The following is a 17,613-nucleotide window of genomic DNA, read 5'->3' as shown; positions in this document are numbered from 1 at the left end:
GTGAAATCCTTGTGACCAAGATGGGAGGACGATGTAGGCGAACGACGTTGTTTTGGGACGGCAAAAGGCCGATAATCGCCCCCATGAACCTGCCGGAGCACATGCCTGCCTGAGCGCGGCGTCATTCACTGCCGCCCCGCCGCGAACCGATCATCTCTTGAACGTTGTCGGGGGCTATTAGATAATCGAAGCATCACCGGGTCGGATAATCACCGCCCGATACTGAGTTTGGGAGTACCAAAGATGAGCGACGTAACAGCAGTGCCGCTGCAATTCACTGATGCCGCGGCCAATAAGGTGAAATTCCTGATTGCTGACGAAGAAAATCCCGATCTGAAACTGCGGGTGTACATCACCGGCGGCGGCTGCAGCGGTTTCCAATATGGCTTTACGTTTGACGACAAGGTCAACGAGGGCGATATGATGATTGAAAAGCAGGGCGTGTCGCTGGTCGTTGACCCGATGAGCCTGCAATATCTGGTCGGCGGCTCGGTAGACTATACCGAAGGGCTGGAAGGCTCGCGCTTCGTGGTCACCAATCCGAATGCTAAAACCACCTGCGGCTGCGGATCGTCCTTTAGCATCTGATCCTCAAGCTCGGCCACACCCGGTGGCGTACCTAGAAAACCCGTGCTCAGCCTGGCTGCCGCACGGGTTTTTTTTTATCCGCGCCGAATCCACTCGTCAGTGAATGCGGCGGCGGGCTATCGAATCAGCCCTGTTGGCCCAGCGACTGCACGAGGGCTTCCACCATCAGCGTGGACTGCTTGGCCGCCACGCTCAGGAACTCATCGAAGCTCAGATGAGATTCCTGGTCCGCGACGTCGGAGATCGCACGCACGACAACGAAAGGTACGCCGAACTGATGGCAGACGTGGCCGATAGCCGTCGCTTCCATCTCCACGGCGACCGCCTGCGGGAAGGTGCTGCGGATGCGAGCCAGCGGCTCCGCGCCGTTGATGAAGGCATCGCCGCTGACGACCAGGCCGCGTACCGCATTCAGATCCAGCTTGGCGATAGCCTGTTCTGCCTGAACGATCAGCTTTTCGTCCGCGACGAAAGCGGCCGGGCAGCCCGCCATCTGACCGGCTTCGTAACCGAACGCGGTGACATCGGCGTCGTGGTAGCGGACTTCGCTGGACACCACGATATCGCCCACTTTAAGGCTGGAGGCCAGACCGCCGGCCGAACCGGTGTTGATCACGACGTCTGGGCGGCAGTGTTCCAGCAGCAGCGTCGTCCCCAGCGCCGCCGCGACTTTACCAATCCCGGATTTGAGCAGCGCCACGTCCACGCCGTGCAGCTGTCCGGTGTAAATTTCACAGCCAGCGCGCTGTATGGTCTGGCGGTTCTGAATCTGATCGCGCAGCAAGATAACTTCTTGTTCCATGGCGCCAATGATGCCAACTTTCATAGGATTCCCCACAAGTTTTGCTTGAATTAACAGGTGTGTCGTGGCCGGTAGTCTATCATGGCCGTTATGATAGCGAGAGCACGCGAACAAAACGCCTTAACCGTTGTATCGCCCGTGCGGGCATGCTATCACCGGTCAGGGCCAGAAACGGAGAACAGCATGTCCAACATCGATTTTGCCAAGAAAATCAGCTATCAGAGGGCGTTAAGCAAGCCTAAAGAAAAGAAGGATGATTACGGCGTTATCCGCGAGTTCGAAAGCGATCGCGGCCGTATCATCAATTCCGCCGCCATTCGCCGGTTGCAGCAGAAAACGCAGGTGTTCCCGTTGGAAAGGAACGCGGCTGTGCGTTCCCGCCTGACGCACTCGATGGAAGTGCAGCAGATTGGCCGCTATATCGCTAAAAATATTATCGATAGTCTGAGGCGACAGGGGAAGTTGGACACCTTCGGGCTGAGCCAGTATGAAATTCCCTTCGAAAGTATGGTGGAAATGGCCTGCCTGATGCATGACATCGGCAACCCGCCGTTCGGCCATTTCGGGGAGTCCGCGCTGAGAAACTGGTTTTCCACGCAGATGGATGCTGAGTTTTGCAAAAAAAACACCACGCGAGAAGACGCCTGCCAGATTGCCTGCTTGACGCTGAAGGAGGGCGAGGAAGAGCTGAACGAACTGCGTTGCCGCATTCGTCAGGATTTGAGTCAGTTCGAAGGCAATGCCCAGGCGGTGCGGATGGTGCACACGCTGTTAAAGCTGAATCTGACCTATTCGCAGGTCGCCTGTATCCTCAAATACACCAAGCCCGCCTACTGGATTGATGAGCCGCCCGCTGACTATCGCTACCTGATGAAAAAGCCGGGTTTTTATCTGGCGGAAGAGGCGTTTGTGAATCAGCTGCGTAGCGAACTCGACATGAAGGAGTTCCACCGTTTCCCGCTGACCTACATCATGGAAGCGGCAGATGATATCTCATACTGTATTGCCGATCTGGAAGATGCGGTGGAGAAAAAACTGTTTTCCATCGACCGTCTCTATCAACTTCTGGAAGACGCCTGGGGCACCTCTGAGCCGAACGATTTGTTCATGGAGACCGTCGGTAAGGCGTTCGAGTCCCGCGAGTATCACCGCTGGCGCAGCAGCGACGATCAGTTTTTCATGAATCTGCGGGTCAATACCGTGGGTCGTCTGGTGCCTCATGCATCAAAACGTTTTATCAAACATCTGCCGGAAATTTTCAGCGGAGCCTTCAATCAGGCTTTACTCGAAGACGACAGCCCGCAAAACCGGCTATTGAAAACATTCAAGCAGGTGGCGATCAAGCATGTTTTCAACCACCACGAAGTGGAGCAGTTGGAGTTGCAGGGAAGCCGGGTGATGCACGGTTTGCTCGACATCTACCATCCTTTGCTGCAAATGCCGTCGGCTGACTTTAAGACGTTGGTGGAAGAGGAGTTCCATCGCGATTATCCGATTGAGACCCGCCTCTACCACAAGCTGTCGCGCAAGCACTGTCTGGCTTATCGGGAGGCTGTGACGTCGCTGGAGAAGCAGCCCGCTGAGCAGCAGGAGTGTCTGGAGTTTTACTATCGCGGTCGCCTGATTCAGGACTACATCAGCGGCATGACCGACCTTTATGCCTACGATGAATACCGTCGGCTGATGGCGGCTGAGTAGGCGAGAGGCAGGGCGTCGCCGACGGCCGTTTTGTAAACAGAGACAATATTTCCTTACGTTTCACAGGATTGCGCAGAGGAACTTCCTTTGCGCAGAGTTATCTTATCTGCACGACCACAGCAAAAGGCCGTAAAATTTGCGTGTTGATTGACTATGAGATCTATTCCTATGAAAAGAAAATCATTGGTTCTGAGTGCATTGACGTTAAGCCTGGCAATGGCCACAGGGACGGTTCCGGCCATCGCGGCGGAATCGGTCTCCTCCTCCAGCCAACAGCTGCCCAGTCTGGCGCCCATGCTCGAAAAAGTGATGCCTTCGGTCGTCAATATTTCCGTCGAAGGACATGCGCCGGTCAGCCGGGCGGGCAGCGGGGCTATACCGCCTCAGCTACAGCCATTCTTTGGTGAGGATTCCCCGTTTTGTCAGGAGGGTTCGCCGTTCCAGTCCTCACCGATGTGTCAGGGCGGAGATGACGATGGCAATCCTAATCAACAGCCGCGTCAGCAGCAGACCTTCCAGGCGTTGGGCGCGGGCGTGATTATCAATGCGGCTAAAGGTTACGTGGTGACGAACAATCACGTGGTCGATAACGCCGACAAGATCCAGGTGCGTCTCAATGACGGACGTAAATACGACGCGCGGGTGATCGGCAAAGATCCGCGATCCGATATCGCCGTGGTGCAGATCAAAGACGCCCGTAATCTGACCGAGCTTAAAATGGCGGACTCCGATCAGCTGCGCGTCGGCGACTATGCCGTTGCGATCGGCAATCCTTACGGTCTGGGCGAAACGGCGACCTCCGGGATCATTTCCGCGCTCGGTCGCAGCGGGCTGAACATCGAAAACTATGAAGACTTCATTCAGACGGATGCGGCGATCAACCGGGGTAACTCCGGCGGCGCGCTGGTTAATCTCAACGGCGAACTGATTGGCCTGAACACGGCGATTCTGGCCCCGGACGGCGGCAACATCGGCATCGGTTTCGCCATTCCGAGCAATATGGTGAAAAATCTGGTGAATCAGATCGTTGAGTTTGGTGAAGTGAAACGCGGCGAACTGGGTATCGTCGGCACGGAGTTGAACTCCGAGCTGGCGCAGGCGATGAAGATCGACGCCCAGCGTGGCGCGTTCGTCAGCCAGGTTCAGCCGAAATCGGCGGCGGCGGGGGCCGGGATCAAAGCTGGCGACGTTATTGTGTCGCTGAACGGTAAAGCGGTCAGCAGCTTTGCGGCGCTGCGCGCACAGGTGGGGTCGTTGCCTGCGGGCACCAAGCTGACATTGGGTCTGCTTCGAGACGGCAAGCCGGTTTCCGTGGACGTGACGTTGCAGCAAAGCAGTCAGGCTCAGGTGGCGGCGGGCAATCTGAACTCGGGCATTGAAGGCGCCGAGCTCAGCAATACGCAGCTCGACGGCCAGAAAGGCGTGAAGGTCGAGAAGGTGAAACCCGGCTCTTCCGCGGCGCGTATCGGCCTGAAACCGGGCGATGTCATCCTTGGCGTGAATCAGCAGGCCGTGGCCAACATTGGCGAACTGCGCAAGATTTTGGACGGCAAACCGCCCGTGCTGGCGCTAAATATCCGCCGTGGCGACAGTAATTTGTATCTGTTGCTGCAGTAATCCGATCGGGCTGGCGTCGTTCGCGGCGTCAGCCTTTCCCCCGGTTCTTTGCGCGCGCGGCCAGCCCAATTTAAAACCCCAAAAATTGTGCGAAGAATATAACGGGATTGCATAAATTATCGCGAAACAGTCTTTTTGCCGTCCTCCCATATCCTCTATTGTCCAGTCTTACTTCCTGCCTGATAACACACTTAGCTTATCGCTATTTCCGGCTATGGCGCGCTCTCCACAGACTGCCGCAACGCCAGACCCTATCAGGACGGACCCATAATTAGCCCGGTTGCCTGCGGGTATCGAACTGAATGACTTCTTGAGGGAGTGATAACTATGTCAAAGCGTCGTCTGGGGCTGTCGTTGGCTGCCGCAACCCTGTTGTTTTCAGGCGTTGCCTCTGCAGCAACAGAACTGCTGAACGTGTCTTACGACCCTACGCGGGAGTTCTATCAGGACTATAACGCCGCTTTCAGCAAGCACTGGAAGGCCACCACGGGTGAAGATATCTCGATCAAGAATTCCCACGGCGGCTCCGGCAAGCAGGCACGTTCGGTTATCGACGGACTCCAGGCGGATGTTGTCACACTGGCATTGGCGGGCGATATCGATGCGCTCAACCTCAATAAAAAACTCATTGACCCGAACTGGCAGGCTCGTTTGCCGGATAACAGTACGCCTTATACCTCCACCATCGTGTTTCTGGTGCGTAAAGGAAACCCTAAACAGATCAAGGATTGGGGCGATCTGATTAAACCCGGCGTGCAGGTGATTACGCCTAACCCGAAAACGTCCGGCGGGGCGCGTTGGAACTTCCTGGCCGCTTGGGCTTATGCCAAACATTTGCCGGGCGGGACCGACGAAAGCGCGCTGAAATTCGTCACTGAACTGTATCGTCATGCCCCGGTGCTGGATACCGGTGCGCGTGGCTCGACCGTCAGCTTCGTACAGCGTCAGCTCGGTGATGTGCTGATCGCCTGGGAAAACGAAGCCTATCTGTCTTTGAAAGAGCAGGGCGGCGAAAATCTGGAGATCGTCACTCCGTCGCTGTCCATATTGCTGAACCGCCGGTGGCCGTTGTCGACAACGTGGTCGAAAGAAAAGGCACGAAAAAGCAGGCGGAGGCGTATCTGAACTATCTTTATAGCGATGAAGGGCAACGTATCATCGCCAAACACTTCTACCGTCCGCGTAATGAAAAAATTGCGGAAGAGTTCAAGAGCCAGTTTGCTCCGGTGAAACTGGTGACGATCGACAGCGACTTCGGCGGCTGGAAGCAGGCTCAGCCCAAGTTCTTCGCTGATGGCGGTATTTTTGACGGCATCTTCGAAAAAATTAATCAGTAAGGTATCTCATGATGTAAACCGCCCCGGTATGGGGCGGTTTTGTCACGCAGGGATGCGGGAGACCTTTGTGGTCTGGTAGATAAAAAGAAAGGCTTGTTATGTCACGACGCGCTTCGCCGGTGATGCCCGGTTTTGGATTGACGTTAGGGTTTAGCCTCACCTATCTGGGGCTGATTGTTTTAATCCCGCTGGCTGCGATGTTCCTCTACGCCAGCCAACTCACACTGACCCAGTTTTGGGATCTGATCACCAGCCGACAAGTGTTGTCCTCGGTGCGGCTTTCGTTTTCCACGGCGTTATCTGCCGCCTTTATCAACGGCATTATTGGCACGCTGTTGGCCTGGGTGCTGGTGCGCTATACCTTCCCAGGGCGCAAAATTATCGATGCCATGATCGATATGCCGTTTGCCTTGCCCACCGCCGTGGCCGGTATCGCGCTGACGTCGCTCTACGCGCCAACCGGACTGGTGGGCAGCTTGTTTCCCTTCAAGATCGCCTACACCCCATTGGGAATAACGCTGGCGCTGATTTTCGTCACGCTGCCGTTCGTGGTGCGGACGGTACAGCCGGTGCTGGCGGACATTCCCAAGGAAGTTGAAGAGGCTGCCTCTTGCCTTGGCGCAAGGCCGCTGCAGATATTTCGTCATGTACTGCTCCCCGCCATTCTGCCTGCCTGGTTGACCGGCTTCGCGCTGGCTTTTGCGCGCGGTGTGGGCGAGTACGGTTCCGTGGTGTTTATCGCCGGCAATATTCCGTTCAAAACAGAAATCATGCCGTTGCTGATCGTTTCTAAGCTGGACCAGTACGATTACAAAGGGGCGACCGGTATCGGCGTATTCATGCTGGTGCTGTCATTCATTATGCTGTTGCTGATCAACGTGTTGCAGCGCCGAATTCAACCAAATCGCTGAGGGATGATGATGGATAACACAGTCTCCGTGTCGGATAAGACACGCTCTGTTTCCCGGCGGCCTGTCACTTATTACACCTTGGTCGGGCTTGCTGGGTGGTCTTTGTGCTGGTGTTGGTGTTGCCGCTGGTGATGGTGGTGACACAGGGATTACATAACGGCGTGGGCGCCTTCTGGAATGCGATTTCCGAGCCCGACGCCGTGTCGGCCCTCAAGCTGACGCTATTTGCCACGGTCATTTCCGTCCCGCTGAATATGATTTTTGGTCTGGCGACGGCATGGTGCGTGACCAAGTTCGAATTTCGCGGCAAGACGCTGCTGCTGGCCTGATCGACCTGCCGTTCTCGGTCTCTCCGGTGGTGACGGGGCTGGTCTATGTGTTGTTGTTCGGGGCGCAGAGCAAGCTTTACCCGTTCCTGATGGAGCACGATTTGCAGGTGGTCTACGCGGTGCCGGGCATCGTGCTGGCGACGATCTTCGTAACGCTGCCCTATGTGGCGCGCGAGCTGATCCCGCTGATGGAGCAACAGGGGTCGCAAGAAGAAGAAGCCGCTCGCCTGTTGGGGGCGAATGGTTGGCAGATGTTCTGGAACATTACGCTGCCGAACGTGAAATGGGCACTGATTTACGGCGTGGTGCTGTGTACGGCGCGCGCGATGGGCGAGTTCGGTGCGGTTTCCGTGGTGTCGGGACATATCCGCGGTATGACGAACACGCTGCCCTTGCACATTGAAATTCTCTATAACGAATACAACATCGTCGCGGCGTTCAGCGTGGCTATTCTGCTGCTGGTGATGTCGTTGGTGATACTGCTGCTGCGCCAGTGGAGCGAGGCACGGTTGACAAAACAGGTAGAGCAACAACAGGAGCTGGCCAAAAATGAGCATTGAAGTCCATAACGTTAACAAGCAATTTGGTCAGTTCCGGGCGCTGAATGCGATTAACTTGTCCATTCAAAGCGGCGAGTTGGTGGCGTTACTCGGGCCGTCCGGCTGCGGCAAGACGACCCTACTGCGCATCATCGCCGGACTGGAGCAGCCTGACAGCGGCAATATTGTGTTTCACGGCGAAGACGTTTCGGTGCATGACGTACGCGATCGCAACGTGGGCTTCGTGTTTCAGCACTATGCTTTGTTCCGGCATATGACGGTTTTCGACAATGTCGCCTTTGGCTTACGGATGAAACCGAAAGCGATACGCCCGTCCAAACGCGACATCGAAACCAAAGTGCATGAATTGCTGAATATGGTACAGCTGGACTGGCTGGCGGATCGGTATCCTGAGCAGCTTTCCGGTGGTCAGCGCCAGCGTATCGCGCTTGCCCGCGCGTTGATCGTCGAGCCGCGAATTCTGTTGTTGGATGAACCTTCGGGGCGCTGGACGCGAAAGTGCGTAAAGAGTTACGGCGCTGGCTGTCTCGTCTGCACGAGAATATCAATCTGACGTCGGTGTTCGTCACTCACGATCAGGAAGAGGCGATGGAAGTGGCCGATAGAATCGTGTTGATGAATAAAGGGGTGATTGAGCAGATCGGCACGCCGCATGAGGTCTATAACCATCCGGCCAGCGAGTTTGTGTACCATTTCCTTGGCGACAGTAACCGACTCACGTTGTCTGAATCCGACAAATCCATCCTGTTCCGCCCGCATGAAGTGGTGTTGTCGAAAGATCCGCAGCCGGACTACCAGCCGGTTGCCGTTAAAGATATCCGTCCGTTGGGGGCGTTAACGCGTCTAACGTTGCAAATTGAAGGGAATCCCGAGCTGATTGAAGCTGAAGTCGCGCATGACGACGCCACGCTCGCCGGACTGCATCGGGGTGATGTCATTCAATTCAAACCTAAGACCTACAATCACGACTGGGAAATTTAACTCTTATGGAATGACGTGGCCTGAGTAAACTGGGCCGCGTCGTGCTATTTTCCAGATCTCAACAAGCATGTAATAACCATATACATTATTACCACCCTATCTAAATAACGTATTTATCAAACTGACACCCACCTCGCCAATATTCTTCATCGCTGACTTTTTGCGCTGAAGCTATTTTTTTATCTTTAATAAGCGTCGAAAAATAACCTTAGGCTAATGTCCATTTTCTGTTCAATACCGCTTTTGTTTTCTACGTGATATTTATGGATATATCCTATTGATCCCCCCAATATAAACCCCGGCGACAGAGAGAGATAATAAGCGTTGTGAATGCGACGGCGGGAATGGGAAACTCGGACGAATGAAACTGTTTTTTGCTATGTGAAAAAAGAAATGCATCTGAATAATCATATGCAAGAAAAGGAAAGGTGGATTTTTTATTATTCTTGATCGCTGGTTAATAACACAGATAAATGCGTAAGCGTTTCGGGTCTATTTCCTCTTTCCTTGACTAACTATTTCGTTAGTATTTTGTCTGTTTTTTGATAAAAGCGCGTTGCCTGCTTATTTTTTGCGTTCGTTATTTTACGACGGGTTTGTTATTCAGCGTCGCCGGGGACACTGGTCCTATCAGTGTTTTTATTTTTTCTTTACTTAGCGCCGGGGCGGGCTTAATGGAAATAGGGAATAGCCATAAAAGCCGCGTGTGCGAAGTTCGTTACCTTTATTCAGCGAATATCCGCGAAGCGAATCGTCGTATTATCCGCGGAATAGGGGCTTGCGATGAATTGCAACAGGTCAGAGGACCATGGAGTCTATTCTTCCGTGGCCCATCCTCCGCGACGGAGCGTCGGTGAAAAACCGGCAACTGCCGTCATTTTTTGAGCACGATTTTCAGCGCCTTCGCGGCGGCCCATCGGCCTACTCTTCCGGGTATTATCCCTTAATTGCCGGGGCGCGAAGGCCTTTTGGGAACCTGTCGACTGTTCGCCTCTCGGTCAGCCGATGCTTGACCTCTCTTGCCATCGCCGCATCGCCCTGACGTTTCCATCACGAATGCCCCTGACTGGCATGGCGAAAGCGACCCGGCACGGGGCTCCGTCCAGCCATTCTCCGTCCAGCCGTTGCGACCTGCCGCCGCATCAGCCGGGGCTTTTGTCCTTGATGCGTCTGCTTTCGATGCCTTTGTCCGGGCGTTCGCAGCCCCGAATCCGCTCTGGTATCGCGCCGAAAGGGAACGCTGTGTGGTTTACGTGAAGCGCGCATCGGCTATTCGCCGTCGGCCTGGCGTGGACGAACGTTCCAACAAGCGGACGCGCGAATCCCCGGTTTTCCGGCGGTCAGATGGGGGTGACTCAGGCATTGGTGGGATGTGGCAGGGGGATTGCGGTGTTTCAGGCGCGGCGTGAGCCGTGGAAAACGCCGCCCGGACCGACGGGGAGTGTGGTCCGGGCGGGGCGATCAGTCGTCGTCGGCGGCGGTGTCGCTGGCGGCGCCGCCCTCAAACAGCGAGCCTTGAATGCGCGCCTGCTCCTCTTTGCGGACGCGTTTGACGACGCTGTAGATCCACTGTAGCGATACGCCGTATTTGCGGGCCAGATCGTGGTGATTTTTGCCGTTGAAGTCGCTGAAGATCTCCTGGTCGCGCTGGCTGACTCTCCAGGCCATTCCCATCGGGAAGTAGACGTTTTGTCCGCCCCACACCTGCATCATCCGGCTGGCCACGGCTTCGCCTATCTGGTCGGCGGTGCGGGTGTCGATATCGACGGCCTCGTGCAGAATGTTGGCGGTGTGCTGTGCAAGCTCGACCAGCAGCTCCGGGCCTTTACTGCGAAAACTGTTGCTGTTTGTCATGATGTATTCCTTTCCTTAATGTCAAAAACAATGGATTTCACTGCGATTTCTCCGTTAACGGAGGGATGGACGACCGGCGCGGACGCCGGTCAGGGTCTTATTGACGGGTTCCTCCCGTGTCGTCCGACGCCGCGGCGTCGGTGTTCAGCGGCGTGACGGTGGCATCGGCCACCCGCACGCCTGATCTTCCAGCAGCATGACCAACTGGTCGTTGGCGGACTCGATCAGGTCCGGCAGCCCCGCGCCGAGCAGCTGGGTCATCAGCAGGGTCATCTCCTCCTCGTGGTCGTCCAGCTCCGCCGTGACGGCGCAAGACAGGTCCACCGCGCTCAGTCCGCGCGCCGCTTTTTCTTTTTTGTGCGTAATGTTGATGATGATTTTGGCCATGATTAGAGTCCTTTAATAACGTCTGAATTGATGAGGGGGATGCCGATGCTGGCTGCCAGATTCATGGCGGCGATCATCAGGTTGCCGATAGCTAAGGGGTAAAGCAGGCTGACCGCATGGCGGCCGCTTGCATGGAAACAGAGGCGGGCGCGGAGGGCGTCCAGCGCGCCGTCGTCGAGAACGTCGTCGAGCGCTTTGCCGACGCGGCCCAGTTTGAAGCTGAGGAAATCCGCCAGCGCCCCGTCCAGCGGTCGCAGTTCGACCACTTCGCAGCGTTGCACGACTTCGCGCACCTCGGGGTTGCGTTCGCTGAGTTTGGACGCCAGCTCCGGCTGCCCGATCAGCACGATGGACAGCAGTTTTTTGAAGCCGCTCTCCAGCTCGAAAAATCGCTTGAGATGCTTGAGCGTGGGGATCGGCAGGCTGTGCGCTTCTTCGATGATCAGCACATGGCTGTAGCCGCTGCGGCTGCTGTCGCGCAGCACCCGGTGCATCTGGCGGAAGCGGGCGTCCTGCGTGCGCTTGATGGGTTCGAGCGGCGCCAGCGTGCTGATCACGGCTTCGGCGATGCTACCGCTTTCAGCGTCTTGCCTTTAACGTCGTTGTCTTCCATCGCCAGCGTGTACGGCTCGATGACGACGACCGGGGCGCGCTCGCGCTCCAGCCGGTCGATCAGGTCGCGGCGCAGCGTGGACTTGCCCGCGCCGGACTCGCCGATCACCGCCATGAAGCCGCCGTAGCACGCGGTCTGGTGCAGCGCTTCCCGCACATAACGAATGTCGGGCGTGACGAACACGTCTTCCGCGCCTTGCAGCGCGTCTTCCGCGAACGGGTCGCGAAACAGTCCGAACGCTTTGCGGGTTTCGGGGTGCAACACCTGTTTTTTCAATAACATCCTTGCCTCCATCACGCTGAATGAACGCGTCCTGACGGCGTGCCGTCGGGGCGTTGTGCGGTCTCGCGTGGTCTGTGCGACGTGCTTTCACGCCGAAAAAAGGTTGAGCGTCCCCTGGGCGGCGCGATATCGCGTCGCTCTGGGTCGGCGGGGAGGGCGGCCTGTTGCGGCGGCCCGGTCAGGTTGCGGCGCGGTCGCGCTGAGAAATTACGGCCCGTTGACGATGCGGGCGGGCGGCGTCAGCAGTTCGTCAGCCAGCGTCTCCAACGCGTCGATCGGCACGCCGTCGGGATAGCGGGCGGCCAGTTGACGATAGTGCGCCGAGGTCCAGCTCTGCCGCTGGCTCAGGAAGCGCTCGCGCAACAGGCGGGCGGCTTCGACGTGGCTCAGCGGACGCTGCTCCACGCGCGGGGCGCGGACCGGAGATGGCTGGCCGCGACGCGGCAGGTAGCTCGGCAATTCGGCGTCGTCGATATGCTTATACGGGTCGAGCCGTCCGCCGAACGGCAGGGCGTGGCGACGGCGGGCGTCGGCGGCATCCGTCGCGCTGTCGGTCCCGGTGATGCGCCGCTCCAGCTCGGCTTTGGCCGTCTGCGCGGGCGTGGCGGCCTGCGCGCGGAAGCGTTCGCCGATGACGGGCGCGGAGGCCGCGAAGCCGTAGGCGTCTTTCTCGACCTCTTCGACCTGCCAGTAGTGCTCGTAGCCGTCCTCGCCCATCATCACCACCTGCGCGCAGCGGCTGCGCCACGGGTTGCGGGTGATGCGCAGCGTCTGGCCGACCATCACGTCCGGCACCGACGACACGTCGTACTCCACGCCGCGGAACGAGACGCGCAGCTTCGGCGTCACCTTGCGGGTATCCGGCGCGGAGACCGCCAGTTCGCGGCAGACGTCACGCGACGGCGCTTCCACCAGCTCGCTGTCGCTGATGTTCAGCCACGCGGCGGTGCGCGTCAGCCCGGTGCGGCTGTGGACGGCGGTGGCGTTGAAGTGGCTGCGCCATTTGGCGGCCAGCGCGTTCAGCTCTTCCAGGCTGTGGATCGGCTGGAACTTCAGGCCGGGTTCCAGCTTGCGTTCGATGATGTCGCGGGCTTTCTCGACCTGGCCGGTGGCGCGGGCGGAGTGCGCCTTGTGGGCGATCAATTCGATGCCGAGCGACTGGCACAGGTTGCGGGTCATGCTCGCGGTATTGGCGGAGCCGGGATCGAGGTAGAGGATGCGCGGTACGCCGTGCAGGACGTCGGCGCCGCCGCGCGCCTGCATCGCGTTGATCAGCACCGAGCACAGGTTCTCGCCGGACTCCGCGCCCATCACGTATTCCACGTAGATCCAGCCGGTGGCGTGGTCGGTGATTTCGTAGCTCCACACCCGGTCGCTGGCGATGCGCGCCAGGTTGGCGGGCTTGTTTTTGTAGAAGCGCGCGCTGTCCATCACCTGTAGCCCTTTGCGGCCGTTGCTGAGGTAGTAGAGCGTGCAGAGCGACGCGTCGATTTCCCAGACGTGGTTGGGATGACGGCTTGCCAGTTCGGTGACCGGCGCGGGGGCGCTCAGCTGGTCCGGATGCAGGCCGTAGCTGCGCAGCGCGCGGCTCAGCGTGGAGGCGGACAGCGGGATGCACTCGCCGGTGGTCGGGTCCATGCGGCTGGCGTCGATCAGGCCGTTGGCGCGCAGCGTGTCCGCCGCGTCGGCGATGGCGTACAGGCGTTTGCCGTTTTTACGCGTCGCTTCCATCAGCGTGGCGGCCAGCAGCGCGGCTTCGTCGCGGGTCAGCGCGCTGTTGCCGGCGTCGCTGCGCTGCTTGCGAGGGCGGCGGGGCATCGCCACGGTCTTCAGCTTGCGCAGCAGGGTGCCGCGGGACATACCGAGTTCGGCGCAGGCGGCGTCGTAGATCGGACCGCGTTGGCCGTGTCCGGCTTCGCGCGCGGCGCGGGCGACAGCGACCAGTTTTTCCGTCAGGGCGGCGTTCATCATCACTCCTCAGACCGTCTCGACGTGGGGCAGGCGAGGTTCCGGGGCATCGAGCCAGGCCGGTTTCAGGCTGGCGTTCGGCGCATCGTCCAGAAAGAAGCGCTCGCGCAGCTGGTGGATAGCGCGCTCCAGCTGGCACAGCAGGCCGTTCATGAACTCGGTGGGCGGCGACTGGAGGCTGTTTTCGCTGATGTCGACCAGCGCGCTGAAGCCGGCCTGCAGTTTGCCGAGCAGGTGCGCTTCGGCGTCGAAGGCGATGGCGCCGACTTCCGCCCGCAGCTGCGCGCTCTGCTGGTCCGGCTCCGGCGGCTGAATGCGGGACTTTTTCTCCAGCCGGGTGGCCAGTTCGTCGATTTTGCTGTTTTTATCGGCCAGCACCCGCTGCTGCGCGGCGCTGTTTTCGCGGGATTCGCGCAGGGCCGCCTTCAGTTCTCGGCTGGTCATGCGGTCGATCTCGTCGAGCGTCGCGCCCGCCACCGTGCCGCCTTCGGCCAGCTGATCCAGCTCGTCGTCGTCCAGCACCATCAGTTCATACAGCTTGGTTTTGCCCAGAACGCGCAGCATGAGCGCTTTGGCTGCGTGCTGTCGCCGTAGCCCAGAAACTTGACGCTGGCCTGCATCATGCGGCGCGCCACCTGCGGCGCGAGTCCCAGCTCGTTTTCCACGATGGTCGTGAAGGTGCCGTGCGGTTCGTTTTCTTTGAGGATCACCAGGCGTTTACCGGCTTCCAGCATCGCTTCCGCGCTTTGCGCCATGTAGAAACGGGCTTCGTGCACGATGCGGTCGCGCTCGTAGGGCAGACCTTCGCCGTACTGCTGCATGATGCGCGTCTGGTGCTGCGACAGCGCGTTCAGGTTTTCGTCGAGATCGCGGGCCAATGCGGCATCCGCAACTAATTCAAGCGGTGGAGTTTTTATTCTTGCCATGTGTGTGAGTCCTTCTACTACCGGCTGCCGGCCAGCAAACGCTGGTTCATTTCGTTGATGCGGTCTTGAGCGCGAGCGACTTCGTTGGCATGAGCCTGAGCGATTTGCAGGGTTTGCATGCTCAGTGCGAAACGCCCGTTGTCCAGCCGTTGCGCCAATCCTTCTTCGATCAGGGTGTGCAGCGCGCGGTGGATGTTGGCGGGCGACTCGTCGAGCGCCGCCGCCAGTTCACCGTTCGAAACGCCGCCGAGCGTGTGGCCGCGCAACGCCTTGAGAACGCGCAGAATACGAACGCCTGCGCTGGATACGTTTGCCTTGCTCATGCCACATTCTCCTTTTTTTAATATGTGATAATCTGTTACGCAGGTTGATAACCATCAAACGGGTTGAGGCGCTTTCAGGCCGAGTTTCACTGCAATTTCATGGCCTTTTCCGTATTTCGCCTTCGTTAGTCCATTCAGTACGCGGTAGACGTCTGAGGGGCGGTAGCCGTTTTCCTCGGCCCAGCGGTTGAATGTCCAACCGTTTTGCCGGAACAGCTGTTTGACCTGCTCGGGGGTTTTCATCGAGATGGCTCCTTTTTCTACGAAGAAAGTGTTTATTTGTTCAATAGATTTTGTGAACTTTAGTTCTCATTGTCAATGGGGTTTTTGTGAACTTTGATTCTCTTTGTGCTCAGCGTCTGAAATCTGAGCGAAGTCGGCTAGCGTTGAACCAGGGCGAAGCCGCGGCCAGATGCGGCGTGTCTCGTGAAATGTGGAGCAAATATGAGCGCGGCGTTGCGGTGCCAGGAGGCGATGTGTTCGCCGCGTTTGCACAGTCGGGCGCTAACGTGCAATTCATTTTGACCGGCGAGCAGGGCGCGTCTTCGGAGACGCGTGCTGGCGCATTGGATGCGGAGCTGCTCGCAAAAATTGTCCTAAAATTGGAAATGCTGGCTAAACAAGCGGGACGACGCTGGACGTCAGCGGAACTCGTATTACAATCAGCAAAAATATATAACTTCCTAATTAAAGAACCTGCTATCGATAATGATAGGATTGATAGCGTGCTGAAGTTGGTTATAAATCATTGATAATATAAAGGACTAATCATGGACAGAAGAGATAATGAATTACAGGAGCTTGCAGATCAGGTCGCGGGCAGTTTAAAAATGCTTCCCCAAGAGAACCTGGATCGACAAATAACGATAAGCGTCGGGGGGGATAATCCCGGCTCCATACATGTCGGGTCCGTCGTGAATATAAATCCCGCGCCGGTAAGACCCCCTGAGTTGCACGAGATGGATGACCGAACTTTACTGAATATGAAAAAAGCCCTGATATCAAACCGTAATGAATCCTCGCGCCGCTGTTATTTCAATATCCCGTGCATCCTCTTATTCGGATTGATTTCTGGCGCGTTTATTTTTGTTCTGTGGAATATTTTTCTTATACTCCACCAAAAACCCACCTTGTTAGATTTAGACGAAAAGAAACTGATTATTTATGCCAGCTGGGTATGTTTAGTGACGCTGGCAGGTAAAAATCTGGAGAAGATCCGAAAAATCGAATCCCGGATAGCCACGGAAAATCAGACTATTATTGATACTATCGATGTCATCTTGTTTCGCCGAGGCAGGTAAGGGAAACACCTGACGCCTTGCGGAGTCCCCTGAAGCCATATCGCGCGGTGGGAGCGGTTTTATCCCTGATTTCCGTGCCGAGCACAGACATTCATCATCTTTGCCGAAGCCATTTAATGGCGCCGTAACGTATTCGCTTTTCGGCGATGTGCGAAAATAGGTCGGCGCGGCCGGACCATAAAATAAGCGAAGGCGATATAAAGACTCTGGATAGTCAATATCAACAATAACCGCAGGCTGATGTATTTATTGAATTCATTGTTACTTCCCTGGAATATACCAATAAAGTTCCGCATGGGAGCGTGGGCGGCAACAGCACCCTCCCGGGCGGAACCTGGCCCTTCTTATGATGTCATTTGTCATGTTGTTCGAACACGGACCGCCACCCGATAACGTTGCGACGCGCGGGCGGAATAGCGATGTCATCATGATGCTTCGCCGTTCGCCGCATAATCCGCCTTAGCGCCCATTCTGGCGCTCGCGGTTCCCCGTTGGCACGCGGGGACGGCGAGTGATGTCAGCACGGTGCCGCCGTTTCGCTCTTCTTCGGTGGAGGGGAATTTCCGACGCGTTTGCGTCGGCAGATCGCTACGCCCGGCATACGCTCAACACCAGAGCGTATCCCAGGCGTAGACGGGGCGGCAAGGCGGTGTGAAAACGCGGAATAAACGAACGCTCAATCATGCCTCTCTTCCTGATTTCCCCCCGGACAAACGTGCTAGCGTGTTGCTCTTTCCCCCTTAATGCCCCTGAAGTGTTGGCGTCATGATGATGTCCTTACGACCCGTTTTAACGGTACTGCTTTCCGCCAATCTTCTGGCGTGCGCGCCCTATGATTATGATGCGGAGCGAAACAGAAAAACCGTCACTCCCTCGCCAATCCCAGGCTATCTCCATGATAAATAGTGGAATTTCATCAAAAGTCGCCGTATGGAGCGTGTGAGTCAGCAGGCGTGCCGTGAGTACGGTTCGAACTGCGGGCGTCCTTTCGGTTGGTCGCCACTCGTCGGCCTGCCGCTACGGTTGAAAACTGACGGGTGGGGGACCACGCGGTGTCAGCGAACGGGATGATGGCCGCTGCGAGGGGTTGCTGCCGCCGATATCCCCGAGCGCGACGCCGCTGATATCTCGCACGT

General features: G+C 57.3%; 12 protein-coding genes and 5 pseudogenes. 9 read left to right on the top strand and 8 right to left on the bottom strand.

Annotated features, from left to right (window positions below; all coding sequences use genetic code 11):
* Nucleotides 1–243: 243 nt before the first annotated feature.
* Nucleotides 244–588 carry an iron-sulfur cluster insertion protein ErpA gene (erpA, locus tag AU509_RS11120; protein ID WP_085651221.1) on the top strand — a complete coding sequence of 115 codons (345 nt, stop codon included), beginning with the start codon at nt 244–246 and terminating at the stop codon, nt 586–588.
* Nucleotides 589–712: 124 nt separating this feature from the next.
* On the opposite strand, the gene mtnN is transcribed toward erpA, so the two are convergent.
* On the bottom strand, nt 713–1,414 hold the full coding sequence (mtnN, locus tag AU509_RS11115; RefSeq protein ID WP_094118337.1) for a 5'-methylthioadenosine/S-adenosylhomocysteine nucleosidase: 702 nt from the start codon (nt 1,412–1,414) through the stop codon (nt 713–715).
* Nucleotides 1,415–1,573: 159 nt separating this feature from the next.
* Here mtnN and dgt point away from each other — a divergent pair, with 159 nt between their 5' ends.
* The 6 genes and pseudogenes from dgt (at nt 1,574) to AU509_RS11085 (ending at nt 8,823) form a co-directional block, all read left to right on the top strand.
* Entirely contained in the window at nt 1,574–3,088 is a 1,515-nt protein-coding gene (gene dgt / locus AU509_RS11110) for a dGTPase (RefSeq protein ID WP_094118336.1), read from the top strand.
* Nucleotides 3,089–3,256: 168 nt separating this feature from the next.
* Nucleotides 3,257–4,705 (top strand): serine endoprotease DegP, encoded by a 1,449-nt coding sequence (gene degP / locus AU509_RS11105; RefSeq protein WP_094118335.1) that lies wholly within the window; start codon nt 3,257–3,259, stop codon nt 4,703–4,705.
* 327 nt (nt 4,706–5,032) lie between these two features.
* A pseudogene (locus AU509_RS11100) lies at nt 5,033–6,042 on the top strand (sulfate ABC transporter substrate-binding protein).
* 98 nt (nt 6,043–6,140) lie between these two features.
* A complete protein-coding gene (gene cysT / locus AU509_RS11095; protein WP_085651226.1) occupies nt 6,141–6,953 on the top strand; it encodes a sulfate ABC transporter permease subunit CysT in 813 nt (270 codons plus the stop codon).
* Between the two features lie 9 nt (nt 6,954–6,962).
* A pseudogene (gene cysW, locus AU509_RS11090) lies at nt 6,963–7,842 on the top strand (sulfate ABC transporter permease subunit CysW).
* Nucleotides 7,832–8,823 (top strand): annotated as a pseudogene (locus AU509_RS11085) (sulfate/molybdate ABC transporter ATP-binding protein). Before cysW ends, AU509_RS11085 begins: the two co-directional pseudogenes overlap by 11 nt.
* A 1,461-nt stretch (nt 8,824–10,284) precedes the next feature.
* On the opposite strand, the gene AU509_RS11080 reads toward AU509_RS11085, so the two are convergent.
* From AU509_RS11080 to AU509_RS11050, 7 genes and pseudogenes are all read right to left on the bottom strand, one after another.
* Complete coding sequence (locus AU509_RS11080) at nt 10,285–10,677, bottom strand: Mor transcription activator family protein (protein ID WP_085651229.1); 393 nt, start codon at nt 10,675–10,677, stop codon at nt 10,285–10,287.
* Between the two features lie 144 nt (nt 10,678–10,821).
* Nucleotides 10,822–11,064 carry a hypothetical protein gene (locus AU509_RS11075; RefSeq protein WP_094118334.1) on the bottom strand — a complete coding sequence of 81 codons (243 nt, stop codon included), beginning with the start codon at nt 11,062–11,064 and terminating at the stop codon, nt 10,822–10,824.
* Nucleotides 11,065–11,066: 2 nt separating this feature from the next.
* Nucleotides 11,067–11,968 (bottom strand): annotated as a pseudogene (locus AU509_RS11070) (ExeA family protein); the annotation flags it as partial.
* A 198-nt stretch (nt 11,969–12,166) separates the two neighbouring features.
* A complete protein-coding gene (locus AU509_RS11065) occupies nt 12,167–13,927 on the bottom strand; it encodes a DDE-type integrase/transposase/recombinase (RefSeq protein WP_094118333.1) in 1,761 nt (586 codons plus the stop codon).
* A 9-nt stretch (nt 13,928–13,936) separates the two neighbouring features.
* Nucleotides 13,937–14,853: pseudogene (locus AU509_RS11060) on the bottom strand (DUF3102 domain-containing protein).
* A gap of 17 nt (nt 14,854–14,870) precedes the next feature.
* Entirely contained in the window at nt 14,871–15,176 is a 306-nt protein-coding gene (locus AU509_RS11055) for a helix-turn-helix domain-containing protein (RefSeq protein ID WP_085651234.1), read from the bottom strand.
* A 54-nt stretch (nt 15,177–15,230) separates the two neighbouring features.
* Nucleotides 15,231–15,419 carry a DNA-binding protein gene (locus AU509_RS11050; protein WP_085651235.1) on the bottom strand — a complete coding sequence of 63 codons (189 nt, stop codon included), beginning with the start codon at nt 15,417–15,419 and terminating at the stop codon, nt 15,231–15,233.
* An 86-nt stretch (nt 15,420–15,505) separates the two neighbouring features.
* Between AU509_RS11050 and AU509_RS11045 the strand changes: the two genes are divergently transcribed.
* Nucleotides 15,506–15,928: a helix-turn-helix domain-containing protein gene (locus AU509_RS11045; protein WP_162896316.1), complete on the top strand. Its 423-nt coding sequence runs from the start codon at nt 15,506–15,508 to the stop codon at nt 15,926–15,928.
* Between the two features lie 18 nt (nt 15,929–15,946).
* Nucleotides 15,947–16,477, top strand: a complete 531-nt coding sequence (locus AU509_RS11040; RefSeq protein ID WP_085651236.1) for a hypothetical protein — start codon at nt 15,947–15,949, stop codon at nt 16,475–16,477.
* Nucleotides 16,478–17,613 lie beyond the last annotated feature (1,136 nt).

This window comes from Lonsdalea britannica, from assembly GCF_002111595.1.
GTDB lineage: Bacteria > Pseudomonadota > Gammaproteobacteria > Enterobacterales > Enterobacteriaceae > Lonsdalea > Lonsdalea britannica.
Note: the sequence above shows the minus strand (reverse complement) of the source record. Positions and strands in the feature narration are given on the sequence as shown.

Excerpts from the sequence above, each read along its gene's own strand:
- erpA (WP_085651221.1), top strand. The coding sequence starts at position 244 with ATGAGCGACGTAACAGCAGTGCCGCTGCAATTCACTGATGCCGCGGCC.
- mtnN (WP_094118337.1), bottom strand. The coding sequence starts at position 1,414 with ATGAAAGTTGGCATCATTGGCGCCATGGAACAAGAAGTTATCTTGCTG.
- dgt (WP_094118336.1), top strand. The coding sequence starts at position 1,574 with ATGTCCAACATCGATTTTGCCAAGAAAATCAGCTATCAGAGGGCGTTA.
- degP (WP_094118335.1), top strand. The coding sequence starts at position 3,257 with ATGAAAAGAAAATCATTGGTTCTGAGTGCATTGACGTTAAGCCTGGCA.
- cysT (WP_085651226.1), top strand. The coding sequence starts at position 6,141 with ATGTCACGACGCGCTTCGCCGGTGATGCCCGGTTTTGGATTGACGTTA.
- AU509_RS11080 (WP_085651229.1), bottom strand. The coding sequence starts at position 10,677 with ATGACAAACAGCAACAGTTTTCGCAGTAAAGGCCCGGAGCTGCTGGTC.
- AU509_RS11075 (WP_094118334.1), bottom strand. The coding sequence starts at position 11,064 with ATGGCCAAAATCATCATCAACATTACGCACAAAAAAGAAAAAGCGGCG.
- AU509_RS11065 (WP_094118333.1), bottom strand. The coding sequence starts at position 13,927 with ATGAACGCCGCCCTGACGGAAAAACTGGTCGCTGTCGCCCGCGCCGCG.
- AU509_RS11055 (WP_085651234.1), bottom strand. The coding sequence starts at position 15,176 with ATGAGCAAGGCAAACGTATCCAGCGCAGGCGTTCGTATTCTGCGCGTT.
- AU509_RS11050 (WP_085651235.1), bottom strand. The coding sequence starts at position 15,419 with ATGAAAACCCCCGAGCAGGTCAAACAGCTGTTCCGGCAAAACGGTTGG.
- AU509_RS11040 (WP_085651236.1), top strand. The coding sequence starts at position 15,947 with ATGGACAGAAGAGATAATGAATTACAGGAGCTTGCAGATCAGGTCGCG.